Genomic DNA, 22,435 nt, shown 5'->3' with positions numbered 1-22,435 from the left:
TACCAAACTTACCTTATACGCACGACTAATGTTTTTGTGATTGAATTGCTTGTAAATACTTTTCATTTACCCGGTCCCAGTTCACTGTATGCCACCAATTGGTAACAAATTCTGGACGCCGATTTTGATACTTTAAATAATAGGCGTGTTCCCATACATCGATGACGAGTAATGGAATTTTACCTTCTTGCAAAGGTGTATCTTGATTTGGTGTACTCATAACGGAAAGTTCTTCACCATCCAGGACAAGCCATCCATAGCCACTTCCAAAACGACTAATAGCTGCTTTGGAAAGTTGATCTTTTAAGTTGTCAAAGGTATTGAAATAATAATCAATGACTTTTGCAACGTCTCCATTAGGCTCACCGCCACCTCGTGGGCTCATTACTTCCCAAAAAAGGCTATGACAATAGTGACCACCACCGTTATTTCTTACAGCTGTAACAATTTCATTTGGTAAAACGTCTAAATTACATAGTAACTCTTCTAAAGACTTATTATGTAATTCCTTATAGTTTTCTAAAGTAGCATTTAAATTGTTTACGTATGTCGCATGGTGCTTTCCATGATGAATGGAAAGCGTATTGCTATCGATATATGGCTCTAGTTCATCATAGTCATATGAAAGCTTTGGCAATTGAAATGAAGACATAACATTACCTCCTTTCTTTTTAAAAGTTGGTCTAGGTAAAAAAACTTTACCTGAGTCAAAAATACACCTATTTTTTATGTAAGTCAATAGTAATGTCTTTAATTTTCTGAAAAATATTACAATAAAAGTAACACTTCCACTTTCATTTGTGACTCTTATTCTTTTTGCTTATACTGTAAAGTAGAACGTTTTGTTGAAATAGAAGGAGATCGTTTATGAGTAAAACGAAACAATTAATAGAGGAAGCGAGTCAGTTTATTACGATTTGCTATAAAGAGCTTAATAAAGAGCAATTCATAGAAGAACGTGTGAAAGAAATTCGAGTTGAGATAGAGAAGACGGGGACGTATGAGCATACATTTGAAGAACTTGTTCATGGATCACGAATGGCATGGCGCAATAGTAATCGATGTATCGGAAGACTATTTTGGAGTAAGATGCACATATTAGATGCACGTGAAGTAAGTGATGAAGAAGGTGTATATAATGCATTAATTCATCATATTAAATATGCAACGAACGATGGGAAAGTGAAACCGACAATTACGATTTTTAAGCAATATCAAGGTGAAGGAAATAATATACGAATTTATAATCACCAATTGATTCGGTATGCAGGATATAAAACAGAAATGGGAGTGATCGGTGACTCTCATTCCACTGCGTTTACGGATTTTTGTCAGGAACTTGGCTGGCAGGGAGAAGGTACGAATTTCGATGTATTGCCACTTGTATTTTCTGTCGATGGAAAAGAACCTGTATATAAAGAAATTCCTAAAAGAGAAGTGAAAGAAGTACCAATTGAACATCCAGAGTACCCAATCTCATCTTTAGGAGCAAAATGGTATGGGGTTCCAATGATTTCAGACATGCGCTTAGAAATTGGCGGTATTTCCTATACAGCCGCTCCGTTCAATGGATGGTATATGGGTACGGAAATTGGGGCTCGTAATTTAGCGGATCATGATCGCTATAATTTACTTCCGGCAGTTGCGGAGATGATGGAGTTAGATACATCGAGAAACGGTACGTTATGGAAAGATAAGGCACTCATTGAGTTGAATATTGCTGTATTACATTCCTTCAAAAAACAAGGAGTTAGTATTGTGGATCACCATACAGCTGCACAACAGTTTCAACAATTTGAGAAGCAAGAAGCAGCATGTGGACGGGTTGTCACTGGCAATTGGGTGTGGCTTATTCCACCGCTTTCGCCAGCTACCACTCATATTTATCATAAACCGTATCCGAATGAAATTTTGAAGCCGAATTTCTTTCATAAATGATATTTAGTATAGTTTTTTTATGTAAAATATAAATTTTTTTAATTACTGTTACGTAGCAAATGGAAGCCTTTACTATCGGTTATTTTTGGAAGGGGCTTTTTGAACCAAGGAGTTCCTTATGTTATAATCAAATTTCTGTTTCGAAGACCTTATAGAAATATAAGGTCTTTTGTTTTGCTTTTTTATGTAATAGGAATAGAAATTTTCTTTTAAATAAGGGATTTAGCATATTTTTAGGGACAACATAAGTGTGTAGAAAATCGATGAATTATTATGCTTATATAATCGTTATGTTTTGGTTGTAAACAGTAAAACATAATAAAGTTGTTTTTTTAGATTGCTGAGGAAGGAGGAAGTGTGAATGAGAATGAAGAGTCGAAAAACAGATTGGCCTGTATTTCTTATTAGTGGTGGCTCACTTTTATTATTTGTAATTGCAGTTATTTTAAATAAAAGTTATGTAGAGGGAGTCATTAATAGAAGTTTTGCAGCTTCGATTAAATATTTTGGTGCCTTTTGGCAGGTTTTATTAATTGGTACGTTTATTGTGGCAATGTGTATGGCGTTTTCAAAATATGGAAGGGTTAAACTTGGGGGGCTAGAAAAACCTGAGATTAGTACGACAAAATGGCTCGCTATTATTATGTCTACATTACTTGCCGGAGGTGGCGTTTTTTGGGCAGCCGCAGAGCCGATGTACCACTTGATGACGGTGCCACCAATACATGAAGGTATAACTGCTGGAACGCAAGAAGCAGTCATGCCTGCTTTAGCACAAAGTTATATGCACTGGGGTTTCCTCGCTTGGACGATTTTAGGTACAATTAGTGCGGTAGTTATGATGTACGGACACTATCATAAAGGTATGCCGTTAAAACCTCGAACGCTTTTATATCCTATTTTTGGGGAGAAATTGCGAAAGAGTTGGCTTGGAACAATGATTGACGTATTTGCCATTATTGCGGTAGCTGCAGGGACGATTGGTCCAATCGGATTTTTAGGACTACAAGCAAGTTATGGATTACAAGCATTGTTTAACATTCCTGATGTGTTTACTACTCAATTAGCCATTATTGTTTGTGTAGTAGCTGTTTCTACTATATCTGCGGTAACGGGAATTGATAAAGGGATCCAAATTATAAGTAATTTAAATGTTAGGCTAGCAGTTTTATTAATGGCATTCGTATTACTGTTTGGACCAGGTGGATTTATTATTGATTCATTTGTTTCTTCATTTGGATTTTATATAAATGAATTTATTCCAATGAGCACATATCGTGGTGATACAACTTGGTTAGGATCATGGACAATCTTTTTCTGGGGATGGTTTATTGGATACGGACCGATGATGGCAATTTTAGTGAGCCGTATTTCAAGAGGAAGAACAATCCGAGAAATCATCGTTGCAATTGGAATTATTGCACCTATTATTACAACGTTTTGGTTTACGATTTTGGGAGGATCAGGTGTATTTTACGAGTTAATGAATCCTGGTTCTATTTCGACCGCATTAAGTGAATCTGGTATGCCAGCGGCTATGATTGCAATTACAGAGCAACTGCCACTCTCTCATATTATTGGACCTGCATTTCTTTTATTAACAATCTTATTTGTAGTGACAACAGGAGATTCAATGGCTTATTCGATTTCAATGGCAGTGACTGGAGATGGAGATCCTAGAATTAGTTTGCGAGTGTTTTGGTCGCTTATTATGGGAACAGTTGCAGCGATTCTTTTATACATGGGTGAGGGAAGTATTAATGCATTGCAATCATTCATCGTAGTAACAGCTGTCCCAGTATCCATTCTGTTATTCCCAATGCTATGGTTAGCGCCTAAAGTTGCAGGGGAATTAGCTTTAAAGCAAGGTATTGTAAAAGAAGAAGAGAAAACTTCCTTCTTGTTTCAAAAAGCTAGTAAATCAAAATAAATAATTGTATTTATATAGAAAGAGGAAGCATCTCATTTGAGATACTTCCTCTTTCTTATTTATCCAACTACTTTTCTTGAAGGATACAGTTTCAATCTATTCTAATACTTTATCTTTCGTCTCTGGGACACATAATAGCATTGTAACTAAACCGATTGGATAGATAATGAAGATGAGAGATAGTGCTCCCATTAAATTGCCACCTGCAGCAAGTAAGCCGATAATAACAGGTCCAAATCCAGCTAACCCACGTCCTGTACCGAAAATAAAGTTCTCTGCTGTCGAGCGAGCTTCAGCAGGATAGTTTTCAGCTAAAACTGCCCCGAATCCTCCCATCATGCCATTTGCAAAGAATCCAAGCAATGCACTTCCCCATAACAATAATGTTGAGTCTGTGAATAAGAAGAAGTAAATGAGACAGTATATAGTACCACCGACATAATAGATTGTAAAAGTTTTGCGGCGGCCAATTTTATCGGCTAGAATACCGAACGTTGCAATTCCAATTAGCATGCCGATCGTAGAGATGAACATCCAACCGCTCGCTTTTGCTAACGTGTAGTTATATTTATTTGCCAAAATAGTTGGCATCCATGTGAAAATTCCATAATATCCGAAGTTTTGGATGAATGACATAATAATAAGACCGATTGTTGTTATCGTTACTTTTTTATTGGCAAATAACTTTCGAAGTGGGAACTTTTTCATTTGCTTTAGTTGTTCTGCCTCAGCAGTTGTTAAATTACCTTCAGCTTCTTTTTTTAACAACTCTTTTTTGTATCGTTGTTTTTGTTCCCATATTTTCGGTTCACTTAAACTTTTGCGTACATAGACAGCTAGTAGAGCGGGAATGAGCCCAAATAAGAAAACAGCTCTCCATCCGAAATGCGGGACGATAAATGCTGGAAGGAGTGAAGCGACTAGTACGCCAAATTGCCATCCAAGTGCAACAACGGATGTCGCCTTAGCACGCATTTCTTTAGACCATGTTTCAGTTACGATGGCCATCCCGATCCCGAATTCACCACCAACTCCCATTCCAACTAAAAAGCGAAGAATTAATAATTGCCAATAATCTGTTGCGAAATAAATAAGTGCTGTTGCGAGTGAGAATAGTAAGATTGTGAAGGCCATCGTACGGATACGACCAAATAAATCAGCGATAAATCCAAATAAATAAGACCCAATTAGCATTCCTATTGTGGTAGCTAATGTTAAGTTTCCACCTTCAACTGGGCTTAAATGAAATTCTTTTAAAATGTAGACGAGTACGAAAGATAAGAGCAACATATCTAAACCTTCTGCTGCATATCCTAGCGCAGAACCAAACAATGTTTTATATCTTTTTTCTTTCGTCTCCTCTGTTGTTGATTTTACATCAGTAGTGACGTTCATCATTACTCCTCCTTATTTTCTTCTACAGTCGCTATGGAAGAATAACAAAAGGCCTTCTCACCTGATATGATGAGAAGGCCAAAAAAGCATACGTATCCCTAAAAAAGACCATACGTATAGTATATTCCGACTTCCTTCTCAACCTCACGGGGTTGGGTTAAAGGACTGTATTATATTACCTTATTTTTAGCACTCTTCTATTAGATTGTCAAATAAAGAGTGAATTGTTATGTGTAAAATATTTCAAAAGATACTTCATTCTCCTTGACGCCCACTTCATTATTTTCCCATAATAAAACTAACTCATATAAAAAGGAATGAATCACAAATGCTAAATTTAGTACTTATGATGATTGAACGTGTCGGACTTATTGTTATTTTAGGATTTTTACTCTCTCATATTAAAACGTTCAGGCGCCTTCTTCATAGACAAGATGGGTATGTAGATAAGCTTAAGCTTATTTGTATTTTTTCAGTGTTTACAATTGTCAGCAATTACACGGGAATTGAAATTGCAGGGAATACAATTATGAATGAAAATTGGCTACAAGGTGTTTCGTCATCTAGTACAATTGCGAATACACGTATTATGGGTGTTGGAATTAGTGGATTGCTTGGTGGTCCTATCGTCGGAATTGGAGTAGGATCGATTGCTGGTATTCACCGTTATATGCTTGGTGGGACGACAGCACTAAGTTGTGCAATCTCGTCAATTTTAGCAGGTGTTATAACGGGTTATATTGGATACATTTTCAAAAAATATAATCGTGCAATTACGCCTAAGTTTTCGGCGGTTTTAAGCGTGTTTATCGTTTCTTTAGAAATGATTATGATCCTATTAATCGTAGAGGGTGGAATTAGTATCGTGAAAACAATTGCGATACCAATGATCCTTGTAAATAGTTTCGGAAGTTTTATTTTACTTTCTATGATACAAGCTATTTTGCGCCAGGAAGAAAATGCGAAAGCTTTACAAACGCATAAAGTATTACGAATTGCTGACAAAACATTGCCATATTTTCGCAGAGGATTAACAGAAGATTCTTGTAAACATGTGGCACAAATTATTCACCGCTTTACGGGAACAGATGCGGTATCCTTAACAGATACAGAGAAAATATTAGCTCACGTTGGATTAGCATCAGATCACCATATTCCTTCACATAGTTTAATAACGGGTTTATCGAAAGAAGTGTTGAACACAGGAAAAATAATGAAAGCGAAATCGCGTGAGGTTATTAATTGTCAACATGAAGGGTGTCCATTACAAGCGGCAGTTGTTATTCCACTAACTTCACATGGGAATACGATAGGAACATTAAAGCTTTATTTTAAAAACTCTAATCAATTAAGTCGTGTGGAAGAAGAGCTAGCGGAAGGGCTAGCGAAAATATTCTCTACACAGCTTGAGTTAGGTGAAGCAGAGTTACAAAGTAAGTTATTGCAAGATGCCGAAATAAAAGCGTTACAAGCACAAATCAATCCGCATTTTTTATTTAATGCAATTAATACTGTATCGGCTTTATGCCGAACAGATGTAGAAAAAGCGAGAAAATTATTATTGCAGCTTAGCGTGTATTTTCGTTGTAATTTGCAAGGGGCACGCCAATTGCTTATTCCATTAGAACAAGAGTTAAATCATGTACATGCATATTTATCGTTAGAACAAGCGAGGTTTCCGAATAAGTATGAAGTGAAGATGTACATTGAGGAAGAGTTAAAGACGACCTTAGTTCCACCATTTGTACTGCAACTATTAGTTGAAAATGCATTGCGCCATGCTTTTCCGAAAAAGCAGCCGGTGTGCGAAGTTGAAGTACATGTGTTTGAAAAAGAGGGGATGGTGCATTTTGAAGTCCAAGATAATGGACAAGGAATTGAGAGTGAGCGTCTAGGACAATTAGGAAAAATGGTAGTTCCATCAAAGAAAGGGACTGGAACAGCCTTATATAATATTAATGAACGACTTATCGGGTTATTTGGGAAAGAGACAATGCTTCAAATTGAAAGTGAATTAGAGCGAGGGACAAAGTTCCTCTTTGTAATTCCGAAAAAAGTAGGGGAGGAAAAACGGAGTGTTAAAAGTATTAGTAGTTGATGATGAAATGTTAGCGCGTGATGAATTGAAATATTTATTAGAGCAAACGAAAGAAGTAGAGATAATCGGTGAGGCGGATTGTGTAGAAGATGCATTAGAAGAGCTAATGCAAAATAAACCAGATATTGTGTTCTTAGATATTCAGCTATCTGATGATAACGGATTTGAAATCGCAAATATATTAAAGAAGATGAAAAATCCACCTGCAATTGTATTTGCTACTGCCTATGATCAATATGCGCTGCAAGCATTTGAAGTAGATGCGTTAGATTACATTTTAAAGCCGTTCGATGAAGAACGTATCGTACAGACATTAAAGAAATATAAAAAGCAAAAACAAATAAAATTAGAAACAAAACAAGAAGTAAAGAGTGTAGACGTAACAACTGAGATGCATAAATTAGCATTACCAATTGAGGAATCAATTGTACTTGTAAATATTGAAGATATTATATATGTAGGACTTGTGGACGGAAAAGTGACAGTAAAAACGATGAGAGAAACATATGTAACACATGATACACTTGTCATTTTAGAAAAGAAGTTGCCGCAGGCAAGTTTCATGCGTGTCCATCGCAGTTTTATTGCAAATATTAATCATATTACAGAAATACAACCATGGTTCAATTCTACATATAATTTAATTATGAAAGAAGGATCAAAAGTACCTGTTAGCCGTACATATGCAAAAGAACTCAAAAAGCTGCTTCGTATTTAAGAAGTAGCTTTTTGTATTTCATCTGCCTATTTCTGTAATTAATTTTGTATATTTGACGTTCTGTTCTGTAAACGCTTACAGTTTTGCGTGTATCTTATACAATTAAGGTACCAAATCGAAAGAGGTGGCCAAAATGAGTACGAAAAAAGTATATAGTTTCTTATCACAAGCATTCATATTTTCAGCTATTATGTTAGTTTCTAATATTATTGCAACACATTTACCAATTCCGATGCCTTCATCGGTGATCGGATTAGTTATTTTATTTAGCCTATTATGTTTAAAAGTTATTAAATTGGAACAAGTTGAATCACTTGGGACAGCTTTAACAGGTATTATCGGATTCCTTTTCGTCCCATCAGGTATTTCAGTTATTAATTCTCTTGGTGTAATGGGACAATATTTTGTACAAATTTTAACTGTAATTGTTGTAGCAACAATTATTTTACTTGCTGTAACAGGATTATTTGCACAATTTATCTTAGGAAAAGATGATAAAGAAATAGAAGATACGAAAGAATTGAAAGTAGTAAATAAAGGGCGCAAGCACGGAAAAGTTGCATAACTAATTTAGTATATATTGTTAGGAGGGAATGAACATGGCAAGCACAATGACTCCATATTTCGGAATCGTCGTTTCATTAATCGCATACGGAATCGGAACATTATTATTTAAGCATTCAAAAGGATTCTTCTTATTCACACCATTATTTGTAGCGATGGTGTTAGGGATTGTCTTTCTAAAAGTAGGTAATTTTACTTTTGAAGAATATAATACTGGCGGAAAAATGATTAGCTTCTTCTTAGAACCAGCAACAATCGCGTTTGCAATTCCATTATATAAACAAGTGGATAAGTTGAAAAAATATTGGTGGCAAATTTTATCGGCTATCGTAGTTGGATCCATTTGCTCAGTAATTGTCGTGTTCATTGTCGCCAAAGCAATTGGTCTAGATACAGCGGTAATGAATTCAATGTTACCACAAGCAGCAACAACAGCAATTGCGTTACCAATCTCTGAAAGTATTGGTGGCATACCAGCAATTACATCGTTTGCAGTTATTTTTAACGCAGTTATCGTATACGCATTAGGAGCGTTATTCTTAAAAACATTTAGAGTAAAACATCCAATTGCAAAAGGTTTAGCACTTGGAACAGCAGGTCACGCATTAGGAGTGGCAGTAGGAATTGAAATGGGTGAAGTAGAGGCAGCTATGGCAAGTATTGCTGTAACAGTAGTTGGGGTTGTAACTGTAGTTGTCATACCGATGTTTATGCCATTCATCGGCTAGGAAAACTTACTTAAAAAATGAGAAAAGCAAGCTATTTGTAGGACAGATTTCTACTGATAGCTTGCTTTTTATGTTACAGTAGTGGTAAGACCTATTTAAATAAAATGTAAGTTTCCTTAAATCTTCATTAATACTGTGTAGAATACGTTTTGAATTAGGTCATTGTATTGTAAAATAAGAAGTAAGCTACTATAGGATCTACTAAGGGAGATATATAATAAGCTTATAAAGATCTTCATATGAATAAATAATTAAAGGTAGAGAAGAGAGAAAAAATCTACTTATTAACGTTTTACTTTATAGGACAGGAGAGAGTACTCGTCGATTATGCAAATAAAAAACCTGTTTCAAAGCAAAGGATTTCAGAGGTTACTCGTATTAGTAATACTTGCTCTCGTGTTATACGGGCTGCAAAGTATGTTGAATTTAATTTTAATTACGTTTATTCTCACGTATTTAATGGATCGATTCCAAAAGTTTATTTCTCGTAAATTAGATCATTTCATGCCCATTAATCGAAAAATTATTATAGCATTTCTATATGTCATGTTAATTGGTGGAATTGCTATTACGCTATTTAAATATTTACCAGTATTAACAATACAAATTTCACAATTGATTTATCAATTTAACGTATTTTTAAGAAACCCACCAGATAGTGAATTAATTAAGTATGCAGTGAATGCTGTCAATCATATGGAACTTTCGAAATATGTAGGACAAGGCGTCGACATTTTGTACAAATCGATTACGAATGTTGGTAAATTTGGCCTTCAAGTGTTACTTTCTTTAATTTTAAGTTTATTTTTCTTATTGGAAAAAGCTCGTATCGTTGCTTTTACTGCAAAATTTAAAGAAAGCCGACTTGCAATTTTCTATACTGAAATTGAGTACTTCGGTAAGAAATTTGCACGTTCATTCGGAAAAGTAATCGAAGCACAATTTTTAATTGCAGTTGTTAACTGTGTTTTATCCGTTATTGCACTATGGATATTAGGATTCCCGCAGTTATTAGGTTTAGCGTTAATGATCTTCTTACTCGGTTTAATTCCAGTAGCTGGGGTTATCATTTCGTTATTCCCACTTTGTATGATTGCTTACAATATCGGCGGTATTATGTACGTTGTTTATATTTTAATTATCGTAACAGTAATTCATGCGCTTGAAAGTTACGTGTTAAATCCGAAGTTTATGTCGCAAAAAACAAACTTACCGATTTTCTATACATTTATGGTATTAATCTTCTCAGAACACTTCTTAGGTGTATGGGGATTAATTATCGGTATTCCAATCTTCATTTTCTTATTAGATGTCTTAGATGTGACAAGTGATGAAATGGAGAAGGATGTTGGAACAAAATAAAGTGAAGTAAAGAAAAAGCATCGATGTTCGGTGCTTTTTCTTTTATAACATGATGTTCCTTATGCCATACTGTAAGAAGAACATAGAATAGGGGTGAAAGAATGGCTGTAAATGAAAAGGTAGAGCAAGCTACATTTGCTGGAGGATGCTTCTGGTGTATGGTTTCGCCATTTGAAGAGATGGAAGGGATTATACAGGTTGTTTCTGGCTATACGGGTGGTCATAAAGAGAATCCAACGTATAAAGAAGTATGTTCAGAGACGACGGGACATTATGAGGCAGTACAAATTACATTTGATGCAAATAAAATGCCGTATGAGGAGTTATTAAATATATACTGGAGACAAATTGATCCGACTGATATAGGTGGACAATTCCACGACCGCGGAAAGTCTTACGAAACAGTGATTTTTTATCAGAATGAAGAACAACATAAAAAAGCAGAAGCTTCAAAAGAAGAGCTTGCAATGAGCGGACGCTTTTCAAAGCCGATTGCGACAAAAATATTACCAGCTACTACGTTTTATCCGGCTGAGGAATATCACCAAGGATATCATAAGAAAAATACATTCCGCTACGAGTTATACCGTAAGGGCTCAGGACGAGATGCGTTTATTAAACAACATTGGCCAAAAGATAATGATCATTTAAAAGAAAAACTAAATGAGATGCAGTTTTATGTAACGCAGGAAAATGGAACTGAGCCACCATTTCGAAATGAGTATTGGAACCATAAAGAAGAAGGTCTTTATGTAGACATCGTTTCAGGAGAACCGTTATTTACTTCTTTAGATAAGTTTGATAGCGGGTGTGGATGGCCTAGTTTTACGAAGCCAGTTATGTCAGCTAGTGTGAAAGAAAAAATGGATGTGAGTCATAATATGACGCGCACAGAAGTGAGAAGTAAGGAAGGAGATTCACATCTTGGGCATGTATTTCCAGACGGTCCAGGACCGAATGGACTTCGTTACTGTATTAATTCCGCAGCCCTTCGATTTATTCCAAAAGAGGAATTAGAGAAAGAAGGATATGGTGATTTCCTAATCTTATTCGGAAATAAAAAATAACCTCGCAGTTTGCGAGGTTATTTTTTTGTTATTTTGCTTTTTTCTTTTTGAACTTGCTTAATGCTTCATAAACGATTGGAACAATAAGAAGTGTTAATAACGTTGAACTTGTTAATCCACCAATTACTGTTACACCAAGTCCTTTAGAAATTAAGCCGCTACCTTCAAATCCTAATGCAAGTGGGATAAGAGCCCCGATTGTTGCAATTGCAGTCATTAAAATCGGACGAAGGCGTGTCGCACCAGCTTCTAATAAAGCTTCACGTGTCGATAGACCTTCATTTTCTTTATGAATAACGCGGTCGATAAGCACGATAGCGTTTGTAACAACGATACCAATTAACATAAGCGCACCGATCATTGCAGATACACTTAATGTCTCGCCAGAGATTAATAAGGCGACAAGAGCTCCGATAATTGTAAATGGTAGCGAGAATAAAATTGCGAATGGTGCAAGGGCACCGCCAAATGTAACGACAAGAACGAAGTATACAATGGCAATCGCAGCTAACATCGCTAAGCCAAGTTGTTTGAATGATTCTTCAATATCTTTTGTAACACCGCCCATAGAAACATCTACGCCAGAAGGAAGATCCATTTTATCTACTTCTTTTTGAACAGCGGCAGATGCTTTTGAAACGTCATCAGATGTTAGTTTTGCGCTTACTTCCGCATAAACACGGCCATCGCGGTGTTTTACTGTATTCGAAGTTTCACCTTCTTGTACAGTCATAACATCTTTCACAGCCACTTCAGTACCAAGTGGTGTTGTGATTTTTCGATTTGTTAAGTCATCGATTGTTTCATAATTTTGTTTTTCAGCTTCTACATATACATTGACATCTTTACCGTCTTTTTTAATTGTTGTCAGAACAGGGCGATCATGTTGATTAGAAAGTCCCATTCCAATTTGTGCAGCCGTTAGACCCATTTTACTTAGTTTTTCTTGATCTGCGACTAAAGTGTACTCTGCGTACGTTTTTGCAATACTAGAGTCTATATCTTTTAAGTCTTTATTCTTCTTCATGATATTTTGAATTTCTTTTACGACAGGCTTAATGTCTTCCGAGCTATCTCCGTAAACGTATAGTTTAATTTCATTACTACCGCCACTTGCTCCGAAATCTTGGTTTTTCCATTCGCCTTTTCCAGACATCTTCTGTAAATCTTTAACGACCTGTTCTTTTTCTTTTTCAAAGTTTTTCGTGTCGTTATCATATTGCACGAAGAACATTGCCTGGTTGGATTGACCAGGACTCATTGGGTTTTCGCCACCTAATGAGAATTGAATTGTTTTGACGTCTTTATTATCTTGGAAGTGCTTCTCAGCTTTCGTTGCAATTTTTTCAACGTCTTCTAACGTTTGCCCTGGTTCAGGATTGTACGTTGCAATGATCATTTTTTCTTCTTCAGATGGTAAGAAACTTACACCGATAACTGGAACAAGTGCAAGACTACCAACTAATAGAAGGACAGCGATACTTGATGTAATGATTTTATGATTTAAGGCCCATGCAAGTATGCGTTTATACCCGTTTGCTAATTTACTTGGTTTTTCTTCATGATGTACTTCTTTTTCCCTCATGCTCTCTTTCTTAAATAAAGAGTGAGCTAGCATCGGTACGATCGTAACTGCTACTAGTAACGATGCTAATAAAGCGAAGACGATAGTTAAGGCAAATGGTAAGAACATTTCACCAATCATACCTTTTACTAGTCCAAGCGGTAAGAATACAGCAATTGTTACAATGGTAGAAGACATAATTGGGATGAACATTTCCTTCGTAGCTTCACGAATTAAATCTTTTCCGCGCAGTTTCTCTTCTGATAACGACATTCGTCGGTAAATATTTTCAATAACAACAATGGAGTCATCAACAACGCGTCCAATAGCGACTGTCATTGCTCCAAGTGTCATAATGTTAAGCGTAATATCCATTTGCTTTATGACTAATACAGCAATTAATAAAGAAAGTGGTATGGAAACGACAGAGATTAATGTTGTTCGGATATTTCGTAGGAACAGCATAATAATAACAATCGCAAAGATAGCACCAAAAATGGCCTTGCTCAGCATTGTTTCTACTGATTTTTCAATCGGTGCACCTTGGTCGAATGTTGAAATAATCTCTAAGTCTTTATATTTTTTTTCAAGTTCTTTTACTTTATCTTTCACTGCATTGACAACATCAACTGTATTCGCGTCAGCAGCTTTTACAATTTGAATTCCTATTGCTTCTTTTCCGTTTGTTCGAGAAATTGACTCTGCTTTTCCGACTTCTTTAATATCAGCGATTTCGTCTAATGTAACTGTCGGAATTCCGTTCATAGCGGCTGGATTCATTTGCGGCGTTTGTGCACCGGCTCCAGCGTTTGCACTACCTTGACCGCTCGGTGATGAAGGTATAGCCGGGATCTTCAATTCTTTTAATGCTTTAATTGTTGTAATATTTCCATCTACAACAACTGATTTTTCTGTGTCTTTAAATGTATATAACCCAAGTGGCAAAGATACGTCCGATCCTTTAATTACATTTTTTACAGTATCTTCACTTAAACCTAATTCTTTCATCTTATCTTTCTTGAAGACAAGTTGTACTTCATCTACTTGTTGACCTGAAATTTGAACAGATGCAACACCATCAAGTCCTTTTAATCCTGGCACAACATTCTTTTCTACATTTTCAGTTAAGGTAGCTAAAGATTCATTTTTACTTGCTACACTTAACGAAATAACTGGAAAGGCATTAAAGTTTACACGTGAAACTTTCGGGTCTTTTACACCTTCTGGCAGTTTCACATTTGCGAGAGCTTCTTTAATTTCTGTTTCAGCCTTTTCCATATTTTTATCAAAATCATATTCTACCTGAATAGAAGATGCGTTTTGAAAAGATGATGAACTAACAACGTTTACACCACTTAAATTTTGCAGTTGCTCTTCCATCGGTTTTGAAACTTTGTCAGCTACTTCTTCTGGTGTAGCACCAGGATAAACCGTGGTTACTGTTACAATCGGTGTTGTAATATCAGGAATTGTTTCCAGCTTCATGTTCAGCCCAGAATAAATACCTGCAATGGTAACAATAATGGTTAGTAGCCAAACTGCGAACTTATTTTTTAACGAGAAATTAATGATTTTGTTCATGTTTGCGCTCCCTTTTGTATTGTATTGACCAACTGGTCAGTCTAATACATAATATAACTGACTGATTGGTCAGCCGTCAATGAAAAGGGATGGTATAATAAATTCATAATAAGATGCGAGATTAAATGTAGGAGAGACATGATATGAAAGAAAAAGAGCGTTTAATTATAGAGATGGCTATGAAGTTATTTGCGACTAAGGGTGTAAATGCGACATCAGTACAGGAAATTGTGACCGCTTGTGGCATATCTAAGGGAGCTTTCTATTTATATTTTAAATCGAAAGAGGAGCTTTTATTAGCAACGCTTCGATATTACTATGACAAGATTCAAAATAAAATGATGGATATTGAAAAAGAATCGTTATTGCCGCGTGAAAAATTTGCAAAACAATTGCATTGCCAGTTCAATGATATACAAAAGCATAAAGAATTTATTATTATGCATGCACGGGAAAATGCTATTCCTTTTAATAAAGAAGTGGAAGAGTTTATGATGCGGATGAAGTTAGAGTCGCATGCATTTTATCGGAATAGTTTACTTTCTATTTATGGTGAGAAGGTTATGCCTTATTTATTAGATTTAGTCATTATGGTAGAAGGCATATGCCGTGGATACTTAGAACTAATCATTTTACAAGCACCAGAAATTGACTTATCTTATGTTTCTGCTTTTATTTTGAAAAGAGTAGATGATTTAGTAGATGGATTGGTAGAATCTTCGGAGGAACCTGTATTACATGAAGAAAAGCTGGGAGAATTTCTTTGCAAATCAGAGCTTATTAAAGAGCAGGTTAAGGAACACTTTTTAAAAGAAATTATCGTTTTTAAACGCACATTAGCTGATCAATTAGAAGATGAGGGATTGCTTGTTACATTAGATGTTTTGGAGGCAGAAATGAGATTGCAAAATCCAAGGATCCCGGTCATTCAAGGGATGTTATCTAATTTAGAGGTATATCCAAGTTTAAAAGAATTTCGTTTGAGGCTTATGGGGTATTACAATATAAAAAGGTAACAATGATAGTTTTCATTGTTACCTTTTTTATTATGCATTCACTTTTTCTTTTGTTTGTGTAGTCTCTTCTTGCTCAATATTGATTGTTTCTTTCACAATATAAATCGGACGATTTTTGCTTTCGTCGTAAATACGAGCAATATATTGGCCAACGATTCCAAGACCAAGTAACTGAATACCGCTAAAGAATGTAATAGCAACCATAATAGATGCCCAACCTGTTTGCGTACCAGAGCCAATAATTTTCACAGTAATTGTATATAGTAAGACAATTATTGAAATAAGAACTGATAATAAGCCTAAAGTCATAACAATACGTAACGGTTTTGTTGAAAACGCAATAATGCCATCAGATGCAAATTTAATCATTTTCTTCAATGGATATTTTGTTTCACCAGCAAAGCGCTCATCGCGTTCATATTCAACATACGTTTGGCGGAAGCCAACCCAAGACATCATCCCACGAATGAAACGATTGCGCTCAGTCATTTGATTGAAAACATCAGCTACTTTACGATCGATGATTCGGAAATCACCAGTATCTTTTGGGATATCGATATCAGACATGTAGTTTAAGAATTTATAGAAATATTTAGCTGTTAAAAGTTTAAACCAAGTTTCACCTTTACGTTGTTTACGTTTCGCATAAACAACTTCATATCCTTCTTCCCATTTTGCAATAAGTTCAGGAATAACTTCAGGTGGATCTTGTAAGTCTGCATCGATAATTACAATAGCGTCACCTTTTGCAGCAGCAATACCGGCTGTAACGGCTACCTGATGTCCAAAGTTACGTGCGAAATTGACGATTTTTGTACGGTAGTCATTTGCTGCAATCTCAGATAAGATTTCCATTGTACGGTCTGTACTACCATCGTTTACGAAGACAAATTCGTAATTAATATCATTTTGAAGCATAACAGACTTTAAACGGTTATAACACTCCTGTGCTACTTCTTCCTCGAAGTACATAGGAACTACAACCGAAATTAATTTTTGCATGTTGTATCCTCCGTAGTTTTAATAAGTTGTTTAAGTTTAATTAGTAGCCTTCTCTGTTTGGTTGAATGTCCAAATTTTATTAAGGACAAAATTGATAACCATTCCGACACCAATTGCGAAAATCTGTGCAATTAACGCATTTAAGGTAAGTTTATCTACTAATATAAATAAACATAATGTATTAAAAGCCAATACAATTAAATTTACAGTTAGAAATTTAAAGAACATTGACGTGCTTTTATTATTAGGTTTAAACACCCAGTTTTTATTCCAATAGTAGCTATTGGCAACACCAATTAAATAGGCAATGGTATTCGCAATAAGGTAGTTCATCCCAAATTTTAATAATATCCAAAAGCTAATAATTGTAATGAGCGTATTAAAGATTCCTACTAAACCAAACTTTAAGAGTTTCTCCATAATAGTATCCTCATCTTTATAAAATATATAAATAAAATAGGAAATGCAGAAAGATTATTCATACATAACAACTATCAATTATAGCATAGTTTATATTGAAACGTTAATGAAATTGAGTAAATCTAATGTTTTTGTAATTTAAACGTATGATCGGATATATATGTATGTATAATGGTTTATTCAATTGACTAAATATAAAGGATTGAATATGGAAATATCAACCTGATTCATGTATAGTGATGTGTAATGTGGTTTGTACGTTATTATCGGGGATACTTGAACATTTATTAAGATGATAAAGTTCCTCAGTTTTATACAGTATATAACGGTATTTTTGTACCAATGTTTAAAGGAGTAGATTGTATTGAAATTATTTTTAGAAGGGTTATCGACCCTTTCTACACGTGCAGTATACATGATATATGTCTTTTTTGCCTCAATATTAGTTGTGGATTATTTTTCGGATACGCAAAAATATAATTACACAATGATAGTAACTGGGGTTGTATTTTTATGTACAATTGGGTTTTATGTACTTAGAAAAGGTTCTTTATATTTAGAAAAATTAAATGAGAAAAAATGCTTTTTTGTGTTAGTAATTATTTGCTTAGCAGTTAAATTAATGTGGGTTCTTACATACAAAATTCAGCCATTAGTTGATTATGCTACATTTTATTATACTGCAGAAGCATTGAGTAAAGAATTTGTTATTGATAACAATTATATTGCATTATTTCCGCATATTTTTGGTTACGCCTCATTTTTAAGTGTTTTCTTAAAGATATTTGGAGCTAGTCATATGGTAGCACCTATTGTAAATGTTGTTTTAACTACAATATCAATGGGATTAATATATGTTATAGCTAGAAAAATTGGTGGAGTTAGAACAGCAATAACAGCTAGTATTTTATGGATAGTATTGCCTTCGCAAACGATTTATAACATGTTTGCATTGTCAGAGCCGTTGTATTGTACAATACTATTATTAATTTGGACAGTTATGATAAGTGTTCATGAGAAGATTCACAATATGAGTATAAAAAAATTACTTGTGTATTCGATTTTATTAGCGGCACTATTTGCCTTAATGAATATGGTACGACCGATTGCAGCTGTTCCAATTATAGCACTAGTAATATGGTTATTTATTATTAACACGAAGCACATAGGAAATAAAAAAATATTATTACATAAAGTAGTATATGTAGGGGTTATCGTTATTGGGTATGTTATTTTTTCCACGGCGAGCAATCAGTATATAACATTACGTTTAGGTGAAGAGATAGCATCAGCACCAGGCTATAATGTTTATGTAGGATTCAATCAGGCTGAATCTGGAAAATGGAATATGCCAGATGCAGAATTGTTGTTTGAGTATAATAATAAACCAGGGTGGACTGCTGAGGATTCTCAACAAAAAATGCTAGAAGAGGCGAAAAACAGAATACTAAACGACAATATCGATTTTATGAAATTATTTTCGGATAAATTCTTTGTCTTTTTAAGTGAGGATAGTGCGGCAGTTTCTTACGCCGAGCCTGTACTAGATAATGTAGTAAGATATACCGTGGCATCTAATATTTTTTATTACTTCTTAATTGTGACTTCAATATTAGGTGTATTAATAATGATAAAAAATAAAACTAAATCTATCTTATTTATGATTTGTTTATATACAATAGGATTAACAATGGCACAGTTATTAGTAGAAGTGGCATCACGATATCATTATTCGGCTACAATACCTATGATAATTTTGTCTGCCTTTGGTATAAATTACGCTTACAATAAAAAAGAAAATATAGATATAAATAAAAAGGCATGAGTTCGGTATTGCACCGGGCTCATGCCTTTTTCTATTTTATTTTCATTTATACTTTCGAGGTCTTTCTGTTCGATATAAATCGATAGCATAAATATAGACCGTAGCTTTGAAGAATTGTAAAGCTAGGAATGATGAAGTATCGGTATCTTGTTTGGTATTCGATTAAGAAATGAACAGTGACATAACCAATTATCAGTAATAAAAATAGTGTATAATGCGTGTTATTTTGCTTAGTCAATATGAGATAAAGAAGCGCTAATGTGCTAAAAAGCATAGCTGTAATGTACATATACTTTTCATACTTCGTAAGGTCATCTTTCAAAGCAATCATATCATTATCTGTGTCCCCTAGTGCCAGTAAACTCCATAATGGAGCGGAGTCGTAATCTGCCCACATGAGTGTGAACTTATCACCAAATAAAGATAAAACTTTTTGTGGATCAGCCAGTCGCTCTTGAATCAGCTTCTTTTCAGCAGCTTTACGTTCTTCACCGATTTCAAGGGACATAATATATTCTGCATCTGCTGCAGAATAGCCACCCTTTGTTTCATGGTTAAACCCTACTGTGAATTTCCAGAGAGGGTCACGGTTAGATAGTGGATATTGTGTAATTCCGGCAGATATAAATGAATAACTTATAATGTAATGTACAAGGTAAAATACGACGAAAATTCCACAAAGTTTTTTAATGGAAGTGAAAATATCTTGTTTTGATTTCCCTAATATACCTTGTAAAAAGACATAAATAGTTACTGCAATTAGGATGATAGCACCAAGCGGGCGCATGATATCACCTAAAGAAAGCGAAATCCCTATAAAAATCCACATATATTTATGGCTTAAGCCTTTTGTAATTAATAGATAAAACCCAAGATAAAATAAGAATGTAGCCAAATGTTGATTTGTTAGAACTGAGCTTAATACGATGCTTGGGATATATATTGCATATAGTAAACCAGCCACACGTCCGGACCACTCATTAAATATGTGAGAAGTTATTTTGTAAACGAGTAATGTTGTTCCTGTACAATATAATACGTTTAAGAACTTTAGAAGGAAGGTTCCTTCACCAAATAAATTAATAATAAAGGCTTGGTACATTGTAAATCCAAGTTGGTAAACCCATGAAGTATAATATGTGCTTTGGGCAAAACTAAAATCACCTTTAGTTGCTTGCACGGCTCCATTGTACATCATAGCAAAATCTGATTCGACAGGAGTTTGGATATTAAGAACCCAGATGAATCGAATAGAGAAAGCTAAAATGATAAGTAAAATAGTGAATATTAGTTTTGACATATATTTGTTGGAAATATAGCCGATTAATAAAAATAGAAGGCCAATTAGAATAATAACTGGGACTATAATAAGTAAACGAGTTTGGGATTGTCCTCTAACTATGTATACGGATTGCCATGTAATAGCTGCAGAAATAATGAGACATAGTACTAACAAGGACTTTACACAAAATGTATTGAGTTTTAGAAAAAATGGACTTTGCATTATAATTAAAAACTCCTTATTGAATTTTATTGCTATTTTAAGGGGAAATCCTTTTACACACTAAGTGTGTAAAAGGATGATTTCAGGTGATTAAGAATTTTCTTGGGCCCATTTTTCTACATCCCAAGTTTTTGTTATCCAATCTTCATAAAAGTCTGGTTCGTGACATACAAGAAGAATTGTTCCTTTGTATGCTTTCATCGCTTTTTTCAGCTCATCTTTTGCTGTAACATCAAGGTGGTTTGTTGGCTCATCAAAGAGTAGCCAGTTACTTTCTTCGCCCATTAGTTTACATAAACGAACTTTTGCTTGTTCGCCACCGCTTAATTGATTCAGTGGACGAGAGATATGTTCGTTTTTTAAACCGCATTTCGCTAACATTGCACGTACTTGATGTTGGTCTAAGCTAGGGAATGTATTCCAAACATCATCAATTGGTGTTACATTATCAGCTTTTACTTCTTGCTCGAAGTAGGATGGGTTTAAGAAGTCACCAAGACTTGTTTTTCCGCTTAATGGTTTAATTTTACCTAAAATCGTTTTTAATAGTGTTGACTTACCGACACCATTACATCCAACAATTGCAATTTTTTCACCGCGTTCAATTGTCATTGTTAATTTCGGTAATAATGGATGTGTATATCCAATCTCTACATTTTCTCCTTCAAAGACGAATCGACTACTTGCACGACTTTCTTTAAATGAGAATTCAGGTTTAATTGCTGTTTCAGGACGATCGATACGTTCCATACGATCGAGTTGTTTTTGACGACTCTTTGCACGACCTGTCGTTGAGTAACGAGCCTTATTTTTCGCAATAAAATCTTCTTGTTTTTTAATAAACTCTTTTTGTTTTTCGTAAGCATTAATATGCTGATTTTTATTAATTTCCGCTAGTTCTAGGAATTTTTCATATGTCGCTGTATAACGCGTCATTTTTGTAAACTCTAGATGGAAAATAACATCGACACATTTATTCATAAATTCCGTATCATGGGAAATTAATAGGAATGCATGTGGATATTCTTTTAAATAATTTGTTAACCAATGAATATGTTCAACGTCTAAATAGTTGGTAGGTTCATCTAATAGTAATACTTCTGGTTGTTCAAGTAGTAACTTTGCAAGTAATACTTTTGTACGTTGTCCACCACTTAACGCCGCAACATCACGATCTAGGCCAATTGCGTCGATTCCAAGACCACGTGCTGCTTCCTCAATTTTCATATCTAATAAATAGAAGCCACCTGCTTCAAGGGCATCTTGAATTTCTGCCATTTGCTCAAGAAGTTCCTCTAATTCTTCCGGTGTGGCAGTTCCCATTTTTTCTGTAACTTCATTTAAAGCTTTTTCTTTTTCAAATAAAGGTAAAAACGCATCTGCTAATACATCACGGATCGTGCGACCAGGTGTTAAAATAGTATGTTGGTCTAAGTAACCGTAATTTGTACCAGGTGTCCATTCTACACGACCTTCGTCATGGATAAGCTGACCAGTAATTATATTCATAAATGTTGATTTACCAACACCGTTTGCTCCAACTAATCCAACATGTTCTCCTGCGAGTAAGCGCATAGATACATCTTTAAATAATGTACGATCACCAAATGTATGACCTAATTTTTCAACAGTTAATAAGCTCATAATGTCCTCCGTTCATTTCTAAATAGTGTCTTGAATCATGATACTAAATTCTTTGATATAATGCTATCATTTCAAAAAT

General features: G+C 34.9%; 17 protein-coding genes. 10 read left to right on the top strand and 7 right to left on the bottom strand.

Going from position 1 to position 22,435, the window contains the following annotated elements; translation table 11 throughout:
- Nucleotides 1–25: 25 nt before the first annotated feature.
- The gene (sodA, locus tag MHB74_RS26925) at nucleotides 26–652 is read right to left on the bottom strand and encodes a superoxide dismutase [Mn] (protein WP_061680105.1); all 627 of its coding nucleotides are present in this window, start codon (nucleotides 650–652) and stop codon (nucleotides 26–28) included.
- 215 nt (nucleotides 653–867) lie between these two features.
- Here sodA and MHB74_RS26920 point away from each other — a divergent pair, with 215 nt between their 5' ends.
- Nucleotides 868–1,938 (top strand): nitric oxide synthase oxygenase, encoded by a 1,071-nt coding sequence (locus MHB74_RS26920; protein ID WP_061680104.1) that lies wholly within the window; start codon nucleotides 868–870, stop codon nucleotides 1,936–1,938.
- A 361-nt stretch (nucleotides 1,939–2,299) separates the two neighbouring features.
- Nucleotides 2,300–3,868, top strand: a complete 1,569-nt coding sequence (locus MHB74_RS26915; protein ID WP_061680103.1) for a BCCT family transporter — start codon at nucleotides 2,300–2,302, stop codon at nucleotides 3,866–3,868.
- 96 nt (nucleotides 3,869–3,964) lie between these two features.
- Here the strand turns inward: MHB74_RS26915 and MHB74_RS26910 are convergent, their stop codons facing one another.
- The gene (locus tag MHB74_RS26910; protein WP_061680102.1) at nucleotides 3,965–5,263 is read right to left on the bottom strand and encodes an MFS transporter; all 1,299 of its coding nucleotides are present in this window, start codon (nucleotides 5,261–5,263) and stop codon (nucleotides 3,965–3,967) included.
- A 328-nt stretch (nucleotides 5,264–5,591) separates the two neighbouring features.
- On the opposite strand from MHB74_RS26910, the gene lytS reads away from it, so the two are divergent.
- The 6 genes from lytS (at nucleotide 5,592) to msrB (ending at nucleotide 11,800) form a co-directional block, all read left to right on the top strand.
- Nucleotides 5,592–7,361 (top strand): two-component system sensor histidine kinase LytS, encoded by a 1,770-nt coding sequence (gene lytS / locus MHB74_RS26905; RefSeq protein WP_061680101.1) that lies wholly within the window; start codon nucleotides 5,592–5,594, stop codon nucleotides 7,359–7,361.
- On the top strand, nucleotides 7,339–8,079 hold the full coding sequence (locus MHB74_RS26900) for a LytR/AlgR family response regulator transcription factor (protein ID WP_048560483.1): 741 nt from the start codon (nucleotides 7,339–7,341) through the stop codon (nucleotides 8,077–8,079). The genes lytS and MHB74_RS26900 overlap by 23 nt, the downstream gene beginning before the upstream one ends.
- A 133-nt stretch (nucleotides 8,080–8,212) precedes the next feature.
- On the top strand, nucleotides 8,213–8,644 hold the full coding sequence (gene lrgA / locus MHB74_RS26895) for an antiholin-like murein hydrolase modulator LrgA (RefSeq protein ID WP_000104908.1): 432 nt from the start codon (nucleotides 8,213–8,215) through the stop codon (nucleotides 8,642–8,644).
- A gap of 34 nt (nucleotides 8,645–8,678) precedes the next feature.
- Nucleotides 8,679–9,371 carry an antiholin-like protein LrgB gene (lrgB, locus tag MHB74_RS26890; RefSeq protein WP_000168869.1) on the top strand — a complete coding sequence of 231 codons (693 nt, stop codon included), beginning with the start codon at nucleotides 8,679–8,681 and terminating at the stop codon, nucleotides 9,369–9,371.
- Nucleotides 9,372–9,698: 327 nt separating this feature from the next.
- Complete coding sequence (locus MHB74_RS26885) at nucleotides 9,699–10,733, top strand: AI-2E family transporter (protein WP_061680100.1); 1,035 nt, start codon at nucleotides 9,699–9,701, stop codon at nucleotides 10,731–10,733.
- 101 nt (nucleotides 10,734–10,834) lie between these two features.
- Nucleotides 10,835–11,800, top strand: coding sequence for a peptide-methionine (R)-S-oxide reductase MsrB (gene msrB, locus MHB74_RS26880; protein ID WP_061680099.1), 966 nt, complete (start codon nucleotides 10,835–10,837; stop codon nucleotides 11,798–11,800).
- 28 nt (nucleotides 11,801–11,828) lie between these two features.
- Here the strand turns inward: msrB and MHB74_RS26875 are convergent, their stop codons facing one another.
- The gene (locus MHB74_RS26875) at nucleotides 11,829–14,945 is read right to left on the bottom strand and encodes an efflux RND transporter permease subunit (protein WP_061680098.1); all 3,117 of its coding nucleotides are present in this window, start codon (nucleotides 14,943–14,945) and stop codon (nucleotides 11,829–11,831) included.
- Nucleotides 14,946–15,088: 143 nt separating this feature from the next.
- Here MHB74_RS26875 and MHB74_RS26870 point away from each other — a divergent pair, with 143 nt between their 5' ends.
- Nucleotides 15,089–15,961 carry a TetR/AcrR family transcriptional regulator gene (locus MHB74_RS26870; protein WP_061680097.1) on the top strand — a complete coding sequence of 291 codons (873 nt, stop codon included), beginning with the start codon at nucleotides 15,089–15,091 and terminating at the stop codon, nucleotides 15,959–15,961.
- A 30-nt stretch (nucleotides 15,962–15,991) separates the two neighbouring features.
- On the opposite strand, the gene MHB74_RS26865 is transcribed toward MHB74_RS26870, so the two are convergent.
- Both MHB74_RS26865 and MHB74_RS26860 read right to left on the bottom strand, forming a co-directional pair.
- Nucleotides 15,992–16,963, bottom strand: coding sequence for a glycosyltransferase family 2 protein (locus MHB74_RS26865; protein WP_061680096.1), 972 nt, complete (start codon nucleotides 16,961–16,963; stop codon nucleotides 15,992–15,994).
- 36 nt (nucleotides 16,964–16,999) lie between these two features.
- The gene (locus MHB74_RS26860; protein ID WP_061680095.1) at nucleotides 17,000–17,383 is read right to left on the bottom strand and encodes a GtrA family protein; all 384 of its coding nucleotides are present in this window, start codon (nucleotides 17,381–17,383) and stop codon (nucleotides 17,000–17,002) included.
- Between the two features lie 364 nt (nucleotides 17,384–17,747).
- Between MHB74_RS26860 and MHB74_RS26855 the strand changes: the two genes are divergently transcribed.
- The gene (locus MHB74_RS26855; protein ID WP_061680094.1) at nucleotides 17,748–19,208 is read left to right on the top strand and encodes a glycosyltransferase family 39 protein; all 1,461 of its coding nucleotides are present in this window, start codon (nucleotides 17,748–17,750) and stop codon (nucleotides 19,206–19,208) included.
- A gap of 46 nt (nucleotides 19,209–19,254) precedes the next feature.
- Here the strand turns inward: MHB74_RS26855 and MHB74_RS26850 are convergent, their stop codons facing one another.
- Complete coding sequence (locus tag MHB74_RS26850; protein WP_061680093.1) at nucleotides 19,255–20,712, bottom strand: ArnT family glycosyltransferase; 1,458 nt, start codon at nucleotides 20,710–20,712, stop codon at nucleotides 19,255–19,257.
- 90 nt (nucleotides 20,713–20,802) lie between these two features.
- Entirely contained in the window at nucleotides 20,803–22,356 is a 1,554-nt protein-coding gene (locus MHB74_RS26845) for an ABC-F family ATP-binding cassette domain-containing protein (protein WP_000055399.1), read from the bottom strand.
- Nucleotides 22,357–22,435: the final 79 nt, after the last annotated feature.

It is taken from the genome of Bacillus sp. FSL K6-0069 (genome assembly GCF_038007785.1).
Taxonomy (GTDB): Bacteria; Bacillota; Bacilli; order Bacillales; family Bacillaceae_G; genus Bacillus_A; species Bacillus_A mobilis.
Note: the sequence above shows the minus strand (reverse complement) of the source record. Positions and strands in the feature narration are given on the sequence as shown.

Excerpts from the sequence above, each read along its gene's own strand:
- MHB74_RS26860 (WP_061680095.1), bottom strand. The coding sequence starts at position 17,383 with ATGGAGAAACTCTTAAAGTTTGGTTTAGTAGGAATCTTTAATACGCTC.
- MHB74_RS26865 (WP_061680096.1), bottom strand. The coding sequence starts at position 16,963 with ATGCAAAAATTAATTTCGGTTGTAGTTCCTATGTACTTCGAGGAAGAA.
- MHB74_RS26875 (WP_061680098.1), bottom strand. The coding sequence starts at position 14,945 with ATGAACAAAATCATTAATTTCTCGTTAAAAAATAAGTTCGCAGTTTGG.
- MHB74_RS26870 (WP_061680097.1), top strand. The coding sequence starts at position 15,089 with ATGAAAGAAAAAGAGCGTTTAATTATAGAGATGGCTATGAAGTTATTT.
- MHB74_RS26845 (WP_000055399.1), bottom strand. The coding sequence starts at position 22,356 with ATGAGCTTATTAACTGTTGAAAAATTAGGTCATACATTTGGTGATCGT.
- msrB (WP_061680099.1), top strand. The coding sequence starts at position 10,835 with ATGGCTGTAAATGAAAAGGTAGAGCAAGCTACATTTGCTGGAGGATGC.
- sodA (WP_061680105.1), bottom strand. The coding sequence starts at position 652 with ATGTCTTCATTTCAATTGCCAAAGCTTTCATATGACTATGATGAACTA.
- MHB74_RS26850 (WP_061680093.1), bottom strand. The coding sequence starts at position 20,712 with ATGCAAAGTCCATTTTTTCTAAAACTCAATACATTTTGTGTAAAGTCC.
- MHB74_RS26885 (WP_061680100.1), top strand. The coding sequence starts at position 9,699 with ATGCAAATAAAAAACCTGTTTCAAAGCAAAGGATTTCAGAGGTTACTC.
- MHB74_RS26920 (WP_061680104.1), top strand. The coding sequence starts at position 868 with ATGAGTAAAACGAAACAATTAATAGAGGAAGCGAGTCAGTTTATTACG.
- MHB74_RS26910 (WP_061680102.1), bottom strand. The coding sequence starts at position 5,263 with ATGAACGTCACTACTGATGTAAAATCAACAACAGAGGAGACGAAAGAA.
- lrgB (WP_000168869.1), top strand. The coding sequence starts at position 8,679 with ATGGCAAGCACAATGACTCCATATTTCGGAATCGTCGTTTCATTAATC.
- lrgA (WP_000104908.1), top strand. The coding sequence starts at position 8,213 with ATGAGTACGAAAAAAGTATATAGTTTCTTATCACAAGCATTCATATTT.
- lytS (WP_061680101.1), top strand. The coding sequence starts at position 5,592 with ATGCTAAATTTAGTACTTATGATGATTGAACGTGTCGGACTTATTGTT.
- MHB74_RS26915 (WP_061680103.1), top strand. The coding sequence starts at position 2,300 with ATGAGAATGAAGAGTCGAAAAACAGATTGGCCTGTATTTCTTATTAGT.